Annotated in this window: 10 protein-coding genes; 3 read left to right on the forward strand and 7 right to left on the reverse strand. The window is 41.5% G+C overall.

The genetic code is table 11. The features are described 5' to 3' along the window. Nucleotides 1–22 precede the first annotated feature (22 nt). The 6 genes from OO184_RS09385 to OO184_RS09410 form a co-directional block, all read right to left on the reverse strand. Nucleotides 23–1,684: an FAD-dependent oxidoreductase gene (locus tag OO184_RS09385; protein WP_265378945.1), complete on the reverse strand. Its 1,662-nt coding sequence runs from the start codon at nt 1,682–1,684 to the stop codon at nt 23–25. Between the two features lie 40 nt (nt 1,685–1,724). Continuing rightward, on the reverse strand, nt 1,725–2,420 hold the full coding sequence (locus OO184_RS09390) for a methyltransferase domain-containing protein (RefSeq protein WP_265378946.1): 696 nt from the start codon (nt 2,418–2,420) through the stop codon (nt 1,725–1,727). A 43-nt stretch (nt 2,421–2,463) separates the two neighbouring features. Beyond that, a complete protein-coding gene (locus OO184_RS09395) occupies nt 2,464–4,899 on the reverse strand; it encodes an AMP-binding protein (protein ID WP_265378947.1) in 2,436 nt (811 codons plus the stop codon). A 56-nt stretch (nt 4,900–4,955) separates the two neighbouring features. Continuing rightward, entirely contained in the window at nt 4,956–5,675 is a 720-nt protein-coding gene (locus tag OO184_RS09400) for a class I fructose-bisphosphate aldolase (protein ID WP_162202246.1), read from the reverse strand. A 78-nt stretch (nt 5,676–5,753) separates the two neighbouring features. Further along, nucleotides 5,754–7,061: a 3-dehydroquinate synthase II domain-containing protein gene (locus OO184_RS09405; protein ID WP_265378948.1), complete on the reverse strand. Its 1,308-nt coding sequence runs from the start codon at nt 7,059–7,061 to the stop codon at nt 5,754–5,756. Nucleotides 7,062–7,604: 543 nt separating this feature from the next. Beyond that, nucleotides 7,605–9,128 carry an MFS transporter gene (locus tag OO184_RS09410; RefSeq protein ID WP_265378949.1) on the reverse strand — a complete coding sequence of 508 codons (1,524 nt, stop codon included), beginning with the start codon at nt 9,126–9,128 and terminating at the stop codon, nt 7,605–7,607. Between the two features lie 170 nt (nt 9,129–9,298). Between OO184_RS09410 and OO184_RS09415 the strand changes: the two genes are divergently transcribed. Continuing rightward, nucleotides 9,299–10,192, forward strand: a complete 894-nt coding sequence (locus tag OO184_RS09415) for a LysR family transcriptional regulator (protein WP_265378950.1) — start codon at nt 9,299–9,301, stop codon at nt 10,190–10,192. A 17-nt stretch (nt 10,193–10,209) separates the two neighbouring features. On the opposite strand, the gene OO184_RS09420 is transcribed toward OO184_RS09415, so the two are convergent. Continuing rightward, entirely contained in the window at nt 10,210–10,866 is a 657-nt protein-coding gene (locus tag OO184_RS09420) for a phosphohydrolase (protein WP_265378951.1), read from the reverse strand. A gap of 608 nt (nt 10,867–11,474) precedes the next feature. Between OO184_RS09420 and OO184_RS09425 the strand changes: the two genes are divergently transcribed. Continuing rightward, the gene (locus OO184_RS09425) at nt 11,475–12,740 is read left to right on the forward strand and encodes a NupC/NupG family nucleoside CNT transporter (protein ID WP_265378967.1); all 1,266 of its coding nucleotides are present in this window, start codon (nt 11,475–11,477) and stop codon (nt 12,738–12,740) included. Between the two features lie 460 nt (nt 12,741–13,200). Next, nucleotides 13,201–13,980 carry a deoxyribose-phosphate aldolase gene (gene deoC, locus OO184_RS09430; RefSeq protein ID WP_265378952.1) on the forward strand — a complete coding sequence of 260 codons (780 nt, stop codon included), beginning with the start codon at nt 13,201–13,203 and terminating at the stop codon, nt 13,978–13,980. The last annotated feature ends 44 nt before the right edge of the window (nt 13,981–14,024 follow it).

The following is a 14,024-nucleotide window of genomic DNA, read 5'->3' on the forward strand; positions in this document are numbered from 1 at the left end:
CATATCCCCGGAAAATCATCTCTTATTTACCTATAATCTTATCCAGTATTGAACCTATATTGTTAGGAACCTTATCGCCTTTCCAGGCAATATATTGGTCGGGACGTACTAAAAGGAGCCTTGCTTGATACAATTGCCAGGCATCACTACCGGAAAGATCAATAATCTTGATCGGAATTTTACGTTGATATGCCTGATCTAATAGTTCAGATACCTCTGGGAAATAAGCCCCTACCCGAAGTAAGCTAAAGCCAGTGCCTAAAATATCGAATAGCGATATTTTTGCTCCAGGAACCGGTGTGAGCCACAGATGCGGCAATCGGCCTCCTGGCACATGACTTGGCTGATAATGGATAAAGTCATCATCCGGTATTGGCGCACTATTAATAATGTGGGGAGAATGGTCATATCTGGCGCCAAGTTCAACACCGATAGAAGAAAATTGACTGCGGAAAGTACTTAGCTCAATCCCCATTTTTTTGCGGGCCAAATTCCCTGCGGAATCTGCATCTTCTAGATTTGTCGGTATGGATAATGATGAGACCCGCTGCGTTAAAAAACGTGCGGCAGCGGTATTTCTCAATGCAATTGGGCGGCGTTCGCTTTCATAAGAATCCATTAACGCATTACCTGCCCAACCCTTGATAGACGCAGCAAGTTTCCAGGCTAAATTACTCGTATCATCAATGCCAGTATTCATGCCAAAGCCGCCGGTAGGCGAAAATAAATGAGCGGAGTCGCCTGCTAAATATATTTTTCCGTCAGAGAATCTTTCAGCGACAAGCGCCACGCCACCTTTCCATACCGAATTACTCAGAACGGATACTTCGAGATCTGAGCCTATTCCTGCCTGAGCCATACGAATTAATTCTGACTCATTGATAACCTTTCCATGTTCACTTTGAGTCATAAGTAAAAAATCATCTTTGCCATCCAGGCTGATAAATAACATTCTCAACATCGGGCAGATGATATTGTACATCCAAGATTCTTTGTCTTTTAATATCCCTTGGTGAAGCCCAGGGATACGGATATAACTGGATATCATGCCGCCAGTCAGAAAACCTATTTTAGCTTCAACCGTTCCTTCATATGCGATACCAAGCTTGGAACGAACAAAACTTTGTCCACCATCGCAGCCAATCATATAGCTTGTGTGCCAGACTTCATCGGGATGTTTTCCCTGAATACACTCTGCATAAAGTTTTACGTCATCTTTAAGCTGGATAAAATCTTTAACGCGCCAGCCATATTTCATGGTGATATTTGGACGACTACGGGCATGTTGTAGTAAAAACTTTTCAACATACATTTGGTTGACCCGCATCAAGGGTTCTGGAACGGGATCGGTCGAAATAGCATGTTGGAGCCTGGATATTTTCTGTATTCCTGACGGCATATTGATACGAGCGAGTTCCCATCCATTAAGCCGGGTAAAATATGACACATCCAGCGGAAACTCTTTTGGCAATCCTAATGCCCGAATAGCTTGAGATATCCCTAAACGACGATAATGTTCCATCGTGCGAGCATTATGGGTATTACCCTTAGGATGCCATCGGGTTTCCTCGTCCAAATTAAAAATAACCGAACGAATACCGTATAAATCCAGAAATAAAGCCAGCATTAAGCCAACGGGTCCGCCGCCGACGATGGCTACTGGAGATTCATTTTCTAAAGTCAAAATTAACCCTCCTTAATCATGACCCGTGGCAATTAACGACTTAGATTAAAGATGTCAGTTGAAAGATTTTATATATCTGTGCATTTTCACCTGTTCCTTGTTCCTCATATAAAACAAAATAGTTGTAGCCGTGTTCTGTGAGTAACTCACTAAATGCGGCTTCATTTCCCTGGCTGCTAAACCCGATGAGTATCTTCCCTTGAGGATTAAGATATTTTCTTGCTTCTTGCAGGAAACGTTTATGGGTTATATATCCTGGGTCGTAAAATGCGTGATAAATTTCCTCTTTAAAAGTGTAATTTTCAGAAACAAATAAGAAATTAGAGTTCCAGAAAATAATATCAAAACTTTCACCATCTTTTAATATGTCAAATAAATCTCCATGCCTGACAGAAATTAAATTATTTACCCGATGCCGGGTCACATTAAATAAGGTGTTTTTCACTGCCTCTTCGCTAATATCAGAAGCAACAACGGGATAACATCCTGCTAGCGCCGCTGTAATAGCTGTCACTCCCGCACCACAGCCTAACTCCAAAAAAGAGCTATTTCGTGCATAAGGAATATTCCGGGTAAAAATACCGGTGGATTGGAAATGAGTGGGAGGGAACACATTTTTATGAATGTTAAATAACCTGCCCATACATTCAAACTCAGAAATATCGGAGGACTCAGCGAGAATCAATTTTTGTTTTATAGCGTCGATAACCGGTTTTTCATAAAGATCTTCATTCACTGTAATTTACCTTCTCTATTATTAATGTTAACTATTATTAATGTTAATTAGTGGGTATATGGCGAATGATTTTTAAAATTCCATTTGGAATTTCTTTATTTCTTTCATATTCCTCAAGAATTTTAGGCAGAAGGTCCCTTAATCTGCGTTTCAAAACCTTACCGGTTACGCCAATGGGAATCTGATCGAAACTATTAACAACAATAACAATATATTCTCCAATAGCATTCCCTATTTCATTATTTTCCTGCATGAGATGAAGCGTTTTGTCTGTAACAAGATCGACATCCTCCGTTAATTTCTTACTCAATAGAACCAATGCGACTAATGTTATTTTTTCATTTTCAGCACAGGGTAAATTCAATCCTATAATTGTTGCATCATAGACACTTTCGATTGTCTGTATCGTCTCTTCCAGTTGCAGGGTATACAACGAGCCGTCAGAGGTTTGAACAACATCAACCACACGATCAATTTGATAAAAAACATTGTCTTTGCAATATCCGATATCTCCGGTCAAGAAATACCCATTTCGCCATGCGTCGGCGGTTTTTTGGTTCTGCTTCCAATAGCCAGAAGTAATTGTTGGTGAACAGACAGCGAGCGCTCCAACACGTCCTGGCGACACTTCATCACCAGAAGTCATGTCCAATATTTTGGCTGTAACGATATCAACGGGACGCCCAATTGAACGAGACGGTGCAATTCGATCTGTCGTGGATACACTTTGAAACAGAGCCATACCAAGCTCTGAACTTCCAAATGCATCGATAAAACGTGCGCCCGGCGAACCCACCAGTAAACGGCTAATGTGACTCTGATGGGCTGCATCACCCATGCTAAACCATCGCCGTATTGACGGGAATTCAGCATACGATACCTCGCGCTCCAGCAAAGAAACGTAGCTTTTGGGAAACGCAACAACCGTTGTAGGAGAAAAATCTTTTATCGCTTTCCTTACCGGTTCGCCCTCCTGGCTACTGAGTACATAAGTTGGGAGACCGTGCAATATCGCTGTTTCAAGATGACTAATAGCAGAGGAGTGAGACTGCGGCAAAACGGTCAGCAAACGCTCATCTGGTGATTCGACAAAACGCCCAAGTCTGGCGCGTTTTCCCATAAAGAATTGACGATGTTCAAATTTTACTGCCTTGGGTATGCCCGTCGTACCAGAAGTATGGCTCAACATAAGTAATGTTGTATCCACCGGAATATACGGCCGCCAGGAAGGCAAGTTATATTCCACCTCGGTATTGAAATTTGAAACATTGAGAATTTCACATATATCACCGGCATTCCGTAAACTCTTTATCAGTGAATTATTATTAAAAGAAGATTCATCGGTGACGAGTGTATTAAAACCGTTCTCTTTGATGTAAGCGATGCCGGTATCCGACGGCATCGCCGGATTAATTAACGCAATTGTTGCGCCAATACTCGTGATGGCAATGTAATGCAGAAATGGACTAATTCCATCTTGCACACAAACAGCAACCACATCCCCGGTTTTAATCCCATTAGCTAAATACCAGCCCGCAAGCTCACGTCTAATATTTGCCAAGGTAGCTAAGCTGAATTGTTGGATATTACGTTGACTGGCAATAGTTATAGGTTTATCTGTAAAAATAAAATCCACAGTCGGGGTACGACTTAGCGATAAACAGCGGTCGAGAAAATTACCGCTACCTAACATGTTATCATTACGCAAACAGACTAAATCACGTTCAGATAAAAGGGTCGTTACGTTTGGAGCTATCCCGATATTACTTTGATATATCTCATTTAGCATCGCCATCCGAACACGTATTACTTCTTCACCAAAAGCCATAACTTCTGCTTTTCCGCGAGGATTTCCTTCAATCATGCGATCAATAATTTTCCTCATCACTATGGCATGCTCTTCATCCTCCTCAACATGGATTTTGAAGAAATGCAATGCGTCATCAGGCGCTTTCATTGCTCGCAATGCATCTAAAATTGGGCCATAAATTAAAGGCACGATCGCCTCAGCACCCAGGCACAGCGCAGCGAGTCCCTTTAAAGAATTATTACTCCGGCAATGGTCAAACATAGTGTTAATCAATTGCTGAGTGCTGCTAAGAATCGGGTGACTTTTAGGAACCGCATTAATTGCCGCCATCGCCTTTTTATATAATTCTACGTGAGATATCTTTGCAGCATCAGTTCCTGTTAGTTCTTCCAGCAAATTATGAGAAAGAAGCGTAAAATCATTTTGATCAACTAAGTTTCCCATCAACGAACACAGATATCTGGTGAAATATTGTGAATAGTACTGGTGCTGGATCATGAATTTTCTTAGTAAATTCTGGTTGGCTTTCCCAGAACGGCAAGCCGCCAAAAATACATTGGTATTAATTTCTTCCAATACATCTTTAGAAAAAATGTCTTCCCATAATGGTGATAAAGAATAACCTGTTGCTTTTTTAGGTTCGTTTTGAGTATTGATAACGAGTTCCATGATAAACCCTTTTAGTCATATTCAACTGCGTGAAATCTATGATATACAGGCTTTTATCAAGCCAAAGATATTGACTCTGAATTTATACATTCATATAAATGGTGAAGCAGGGATTGTGGGTTGAGATTTTGAAAAATATTTCTGCCAACACATAATCCGCAAGCTCCAGACGAAATAGCGGCTTTGGTATTATTAATCAGTATTTCGTCAGACGTTTTTTCTCCCCCGGCGAAGAAAATCTTAATATCAGAACCATGAAGATCCACGATTTCTGAAATAGCGGATTCAGAGTCAGGGAAACCTATTTTTATTGCATCAGATCCCAGTTCAGTGACAATCCTTATAAGATGGTGCAGCCTTTCCATCTTTATTTCTGACGATTTGGAAACAACTTTGTCATATAGCATTGTGAGTACAGGAAGCCCCGCTTCATGCGCGATGTCTGTGACAGATCCCAATATAGATAAATTATGTTCGAAATTTGTTTCAGTGAAATTTACCTGTATAGAAACAGCATCCACACCAAGTTGAAGAGCAGCTTCTATGCTCGCCACTAATATTTTAGTATCCGGTGATTCTGATATCGTTGGCATGCCGCTCATATGAAGAATAATACCAGTCGAAGGGCGTAACATTCCACGCAGAATGAGTTTTTCCAATATTCCCTTATGGGCCAGAACAGCGCTCACATAGTTGCTATTGATCCACGATTCAACCGCATAAACACTTTGTAAACCAGAGATTGGCCCCATAGTTAACCCGTGATCAATCGGCACTATTAATCCTCGGCTTGATTTGGGAAATAACAATCTGCTTTCTCTTAATTTTCTTCCGATGTATCCCATAATCATCACCTACTTTTCAATAATAGATTCATTAATTTTAATGCCAACATGACGACCAGGCTCTGTAATATAACCAAGCACCTTGTCTCCAGGTTTAAGTTCAGAGATGTTTAAAGGTTTTGCTTCGCTAGAAAAAATTCTCACATGCCAATCATCTTGCATCAAAACATTCACCCGTTTATTCCCTGGAAATTCTGCTTCAATTAACCGAAGAGGGCGTTGTTCTATTTTTACGCGACCAACCGTTATATGCCGTACTTCACCCTTTGAGTTGACCGCCATGACTGATGAGCCGGCTTTTAATTCACTCATATAATCTGTTCGGTTATTAAAGTTATATACATAGGCGTGTATTGCTCCGGCATTAATACGGAATGGTCTCAGTTCCATATAGGGCAAAAAGAATACTTCCGGGCAGCACAACAGGGCGCCTTGAGAAGTACTACCTACCAGCATGCCTTCGTTCTCGCTGAATAACGTGGATGTATCAATACAAGCCCGATATCCCATACCGACAGGACGACTTTCTGTAATGATTCCGACTTGTAGTTGCAGTGATTCTTTTTTGTTATATGATAAACGATCGATAAAGTCGCTCATGACATCATGTTTATTGGGTGAGAAAATAACGCCTTCCGCGCCATATTCCATAACGCCATAAGAGACGATTGCATCATCGACATCATCAGGATTGCTAATTTCTTTTAATAAAATAGTTCCGGTAGACTGTAATGATGCAATGACCAGCTCAAGAGGAATATTGGTTGGATCACGAAAAAGAATCCAAAGAAAATTGAATTCCATTCCTTCATTGATTGTTTTAAGAAGACTATCTTGATCATCAACATAACTTTCATAACAAGTCGCAATAGACTCTGCTTTAAGTTTCTTCAAAGTGGCTATGTCATTGGAACAAATACATTTATTTGAGTTTGTATTAGAAGGTTTAAATAAAGCGAAATGTTCGCTCTCTTTAAATTTATTAAGTTCTTCATGGGTTCTCACTTTCAGAACTATTTGCATTCTTTTGGGTATTGCATTAATGAAAGTTGAGATATTATCTGGATATAAAACTATACCACTATAAAGAGAATTTATGACCCTGATGAAAATACTATCGTCTGGCCTCTGGGCTGACAATTTTGCAGTGTCAAACCAAATTACTGGCCCATTTAAATCTTCACGCTTAGAATTATACTCTTTGCCTGGACTGTTTAATCTTATAGATGCTCTTTTAGCGATTATTTCAGACGTCTCAAAATTTCCAGATGCGATACTAACTGCCTCTTTGGGTACGCTAACGATATTTTTGCTCATATTAAAAATCCCCTGTGAAATACAAGATAATTTCTTCAAATAGTAATTTTTAAATGAATGACAATAAGTTGTTGTCATATCTTCGGTTTTTCTTGTGTTGATAAACACCCAAACTTTAAATTTTTTATTTAATAATATTAAAATGGTGTGTGATAATATCCTCCTGAAAGTGTTTTTTTATTATTTTTCCAATGTGAGGAAATGTGCGGGGAAATTTCACCCTGTTTACAAAGGTAATAGAGAGTGTCGGCATTTCTCCTGATGATAAAAGAAATTTCTTAAATTACAGAATAATGAATATTCAGTAATGTTATTATTATAAATTATTTTAGTTTCATTATTATTCGCTTCTGTAAAAAAGCGATCATTTATTAATATACTCAGAGAATAGAAAAACCATTTATATCCGTCCTCTTTTAAGTTGCCTCTTTGTTGGCTGCACTCACTCCGGTCACATCGTTAGCTATGCTCCCGGGAATTCGTTCCTTTGCCGTCGCGATGCATCTTGAAATCCATTGGGTATACTGTAAATCAATTATTTTTCTATTTACTTTCACTGTGAGATTTTACTTTACCCAATAAAATAAACACTAACATTGCGGTAATCGCTGCCGCTACTGCAAGTGCAACGAATTGATATCGAAATGCTTCTTCGTATACTTTATGCAGCAATGATTGATCTAATGAAGGGAAAATGGCAACCGCATTACTTAGATCGCTCATTGCAAGCCGTGTGGATATTTCAGATAAAATATCAGCCGGAATAGTGCTTAATGTACTTAAACCTGAAGATATACGCGCAGAGAGAATAGCGCCTACCACCGCCAATGCGATTCCATCTCCCGCTAAACGGACAGCATTGAAAATTCCAGTCGCCATACCCGCTCGCTCTTTAGGAACGACACTCACCGCCAAACCGTCCATCAATCCCCAAGGCAGGCCAATCCCAATTCCGATAACCAACATTGGCCATAATCTTTCCGCCGTTGTCGCGCCGGAAATCCCATAACCTAGCCAGAATAAGCCGCCAGCGGCGATGATAAGCCCCATACCTGAAATAACGCCGACATTAATCCAGCGAGCTAATTGACCGGCAATAAAGGGGACTATTAGTAAAGGTGCGGACAAGGTGATCATCATTTGGCCTGCTTCAAATGCGCTGTACCCTTCGACACCAATAAAACGTGCCGGCAATATAACGAGCAAGACAACGTAAGCATACGCTGGCGCGATAGCAAGAAGTTGCACACCGACAAAGCGCGCATTGGCAAATAACGAGAGATCTAACATAGGTCTTGAACGCTGTCGTTCAATAATAATAAATATGATGAAAATAATAATGGAACATATCAGTGTCGCCAGTACCGTACTGTCTCCCCATCCTTTTTCAGGCGCCAGAATGATTCCATAAGTAAAAGCGGCTAAAGATGAGGTAAATGTTATTGCGCCGGGCCAATCTAGCCCTTCTGCGTCGGGATCGCGCGTTTCTCGTGCATAAATACTCACCAATATACTGGCAACTAATGCCACCAAAGCAGGTAGCCAAAAAACCCAAGGCCATCCTAACGAGTCAATTAGCAGTCCTGCCAAAAAGGGACCAAAAGCTGCTCCGGCCCCAAATGTTGTGCCAATCAGGCTGAAAATGCGTGTACGTTGATGACCATCAAATTCTTGAGTCAATGCTGCCATTGAACCGGCAAAGGCCGCCGCTGCTCCCAATCCCTGTATAAGCCGTAAAATATCAACCCAAAAAACGGACGGCATATAAGGTATCGCCGCAGTAACAACAGCAAAGAGAAATAAACCGAATAGCCAGAGTTTCTTGCGTCCGTGAGTGTCGGCTAAGCTACCCGCAGCCATTGTTGCACTGCCGTAAGTAAGAATATAAGCATTAATTATCCAACTGAGTTCTACTGCGCTTCCACCAAGCGCTTTGTTGATTGAAGGCACCACGACCGCAGGTCCTGCAATGCTCAAAGGAATAACAGCGGCGGTAAGACAGGCAGTCAAGACCAGCGGTGCTTTATTTGCGCTTGATCCTATATTTATTTGAGATTTCATCACCATTTCGATTTTCTGCCCTGAGTACGTGTGGCTTGTCGCTGTATAGCAGCTAGAGCAAGATGTATTTTATTTCATACTACAGATTCACTAATGGCAGATAAATAGGCCTATAATCATTTCTGAAGTGACTATTTTGTCATTAATTGTGATCTAAAAAAGCCCAGGAAACCCAGATGAATAGTTTGAGTAGATTCATGATTTTCATTCGTGTAGCCGAAGCTCGTAGCTTCACAGCCGTAGCCAATCAACTTGGGCTATCCCCTTCGTCTATCAGTAAAAGCATCTCCCGGTTAGAAGAGAAATTGGGGGTACGTCTGCTCCAACGCAGCACTCGTAGCGTCAGTTTAACGTCGGAAGGCACTCTATTCCTTGAACGTTGCAAACGTATCTTGGACGAAATCACCTCGGCAGAAAACGAATTATTGAGTTCTATCTCTGCGCCTCAAGGCCGTTTGCGGGTGAGTCTGCCACTAGTCAGCAGCCTGATGCTACCCGTATTGTCAGCCTTTACTGTGCGTTATCCACAAATAGAATTGGATTTGGACTTTAGTGATCGACTCGTTGATGTCATTGATGAAGGGTTTGATGCTGTGGTGCGAACGGGAGAACTCAATGATTCACGCTTGATGAACAAACGTATCGGATCTAGCCGTTTTTTATATGTTGGCGCTCCCAGTTACTTTGCACAATACGGTAAGCCATCACAACCGAAAGACTTACTCCATCATGCATGCTTAATGCACCGGTTTCCAACGACAAATCTTTTGGAGAAATGGCCGCTATGCTTAGGAGAATCTGGAGTAGATATACATCTTCAAGCAAAGATGACCTGCAATCATATCGAAACACTACTTTACATGGCGCTTCAAGGCCACGGCATCGCCTGTTTGCCTGATTTTACTGTTAAGCAAGCATTAGCTGACGGTACGTTATTGACCGTATTGGATAAATGGTCTGATACGTCGAGTACTTTCCGTGTTCTATGGCCGTCTAACCGCTGGGTCCTACCTAAAGTTAAAGTTTTTGTCGATTTCATGGTAGATAACTTATTCCCACAAGAGCGATAGAAATATTGATCAAAAATTTAATCCACATCGCCTTTAATTTCGCTCGATAGTTTGCTTAAAAAGTCAATCAAATATTGGGCGTTCGATTGTGCGAGCTTCTTGCCCTCTGTGGTGTTCATTTTTCCAGGGAGCTTAAGTAGCTTTGTCTGAAAGTGATCGATTGTATAGGATTTGTCATCCAAAGGGCGATTAAGTGCAAAGGGATCATCATGATGAAAAAGCCCTTGGCCGAGCATACCCGCTATGTAAAATACTCTGGCGAGTCCAATGGCGCCTAATGCATCCAATCGGTCTGCATCTTGGAGTATTTTGGCTTCTATGGTTTCTGGAGTTAAGTTTGCACTGTAGCTATGGGTTAGAATTGCGTGTTCTACCGAACTATAAAGTTCTTTTGGGAATGCTGGAAATTCTGTAGACAGAATCCTGATGGCTTCCTGTGCTGCAAGTTTTGAGGACTGTTTTTTCTCTGGATGATTCTTTGGTAATGACACGATGTCATGTAAATAACTTGAGGCAATGATAACTAAAGGATCACCTCCTTCTTTCTCCATGATTCTTTTCGCGTTATTTGCGACACGGATCAGATGCCCAATATCATGGGCGTTATCATTAGAGTTTGCGAGTCGATGTTTTAAAAACTCTTTCAGATGTTCTTCTAGAATATTAGCTTTCATTATTTTCACCTACTTGAAGGTGTAATATGTCTTCTGTTATCTGTTAGTATAGTTGAAATGCAGTAGAAGAATAACTAAATATTAGTATCTAAGGCGTTAATGGGAATTTATTAACCGTTGTAGGTTGGATGTTATTAAGTTAATTATTCTTGCACGATTGTTTAATGGTTATTTGAAAATAAATTGCTATCTCCATAGAGGAATGACTCGTAATTTAGACATGAGCTTATTTACTTAGATTTATCTTTGAAACATTACTTCGCTGCTTATCTATAGATGTGAATATATATAGCAGATTGGTTGTCTGCGGATCATAACCACCACACTTTAATTGCGCTTACCTGATAATTATTTCTTAATTGTTGATTATTTTGCCATTCCAAGATTAGATTATCTATTGCAGATTATCTTTGTAATTTTATGTGATTTACATCACATTTATCATTTTTTTATTGCTTTTTTCTGTAGATATTTGTGATGTCAATAGCTTGTTCATTCCGATGACTGAGTATAATCAGCGCCGACTCATCGTCAGTGAACGATTTACGTTCAACTGACATATTTAATTTATTATTAAGTGAACAGGGATTCTTCCAATGCAACTCCTTATGAGCCTGGTCGGGATGGCAGTGCTGATCTTGATCGCAGTACTCTTTTCCAGTAATTATCGTGCTATTAAACTTCGTACTGTCGTTGGCGCCTTTTTGATTCAGGTCGCTATTGGCGCTTTCGTACTTTATGTTCCCGCAGGTAAGAAAATATTAATGGGTATGTCTGAGGGAGTTTCCAGTGTTATCCAGTATGGTCAACAAGGAATGGATTTCATTTTTGGTGGATTAGTTTCCCCCAAAATGTTTGAACTGTTTGGCGGCGGGGGATTTGTTTTCGCCCTGCGTGTACTGCCTATTATTGTTTTCTTCTCTTCATTGATTGCTGTGTTGTACTACATCGGTGTTATGCAGCTAGTGATCAAAATATTGGGTGGTGGTCTGCAAAAGATTCTCGGCACTTCACGTACAGAATCTTTGTCTGCGACAGCGAATATTTTCGTGGGCCAAACTGAGGCGCCGCTGGTTGTTCGCCCTTATATTGCTACCATGACTAAATCTGAACTGTTTGCGGTCATGTGTGGCGGCTTGGCATCCGTTGCGGGTTCGGTACTGGCTGGCTATGCATCAATGGGTGTTCCTTTGGAATATCTGATCGCAGCTTCCTTTATGGCGGCGCCAGGCGGCCTGTTGTTCGCTAAATTGATGGTGCCTGAAACTGAAAAAACATCTGATACCGTTGATGCAATGTCACTGGTTGCGGCAGAGGAACGTCCTGCTAACATCATTGATGCAGCCGCCTCTGGCGCCGCTTCTGGTATGCAATTAGCCTTGAACGTCGGTGCGATGTTATTGGCGTTTGTGGCCCTGATTGCATTGTTAAATGGTATTCTCGGTGGTATCGGTGGTTGGTTTAAATATCCACAACTTTCTCTTGAGCTGATGTTGGGTTGGGTTTGTGCGCCGATTGCTTACCTGATTGGCGTGCCGTGGAATGAAGCAACAGTTGCGGGTTCTTTCATCGGTCAAAAACTGGTTGTGAATGAATTTGTCGCCTTTATGAATTTCGGTGAGTATTTGAAACCGGATGATGAAGTTGCGGCTGCGGGCTTGCAGGTGTTGTCAGATAACACCAAAGCGATTATCTCCTTCGCATTGTGTGGTTTTGCTAACCTTTCTTCCGTCGCTATCCTGCTAGGTGGTCTGGGCGGTATGGCGCCTAACCGTCGTGGGGATGTTGCTCGTTTGGGGATGAAAGCCGTTATGGCGGGCACACTATCTAACTTAATGAGTGCAACTATCGCCGGTTTCTTCCTGGCTCTGTAACGTTGTTGAAATAGGCAGGTGGGATAATCCCGCCTGCAATCTGTTTTCCTACCGGTTGATCCTTAATTCGTGAGTTATATTTTTTGTCGTGTATTATTTGATGATAAGCAAGTTGGATTTGCCGGTAAATCCCACGATAAATATAGTTTTATGTGATAAAAATCACATTTGAAATTATTGTCTTGCAAATTACATGTAATTAGTGTGATTTTTGGCACAATTTTTTGAACGTTGAAATGTTCAAATATAAGATATGCCGAATTTCAAGGATCAAGGCGAGGCTCGCATTAAGGACCATAAGCCGGAGAGAGCATAGTGCGGTGAAAAGGAATTCAATCGTCGCTGTAGGCATACTATTGCGACATCTTCAGGGAACCAAGTCCGCTCGCCAACAAACAATCGTTTAACAGCAGTGTGGCTCTAGCAGAAGCGAGCCGCGATAATAACGTTGGAGAGTTTTATGACCGATTTAACCGCAGCAGCGCAGCGTGCGCTGAGTTTGATGGATTTAACGACACTCAATGATAATGATACAGATGAAAAAGTGACGGCGCTTTGTCATCAGGCGAAAAGCCTGGCGGGTAATACCGCGGCTATCTGCATCTACCCTCGCTTTATTCCTCTGGCGCGTAAGGTATTACGTGAACAGGGCACACCTGAAATCCGCATTGCAACAGTGACAAACTTCCCACACGGTAATGACGATATTGACATCGCTTTAGCTGAAACCCGTGCGGCTATCGCTTATGGCGCTGATGAGGTCGATGTGGTTTTCCCATACCGTACATTGATGGCCGGCAATGAACAAGTTGGTTTTGACATGGTGAAAGCGTGTAAAGCCGCTTGTGCGGAAGCGGGTGTGTTGCTAAAAGTCATTATCGAAACCGGTGAACTAAAAGAAGCATCTCTGATCCGTAAGGCGTCTGAAATTTCAATCAACGCGGGTGCTGATTTTATCAAAACATCTACGGGTAAAGTGCCGGTTAACGCGACATTGGCAAGTGCTGAAATCATGATGAAGGTGATTCATGAGATGGGAGTGGGTGAAACGGTTGGTTTCAAACCTGCTGGCGGCGTGCGTACCGCTGAAGAGGCGGCGCAATATCTGGCGTTAGCTGATCATATTATGGGTGGCAATTGGGCTGATGCCCGTCATTTTCGTTTTGGGGCTTCCAGCTTGTTGGGCAGTTTGCTAACTACTCTGGGCCATCAAAATCAAGAGCAAAGCAGCAATTACTGAGAATCGAGCACTGCATTAATCAGTGCGTAACGGCTGAATTTTTC

The sequence above is a fragment of the Photorhabdus aballayi genome (assembly GCF_026153155.1).
Taxonomy (GTDB): domain Bacteria; phylum Pseudomonadota; class Gammaproteobacteria; order Enterobacterales; family Enterobacteriaceae; genus Photorhabdus; species Photorhabdus luminescens.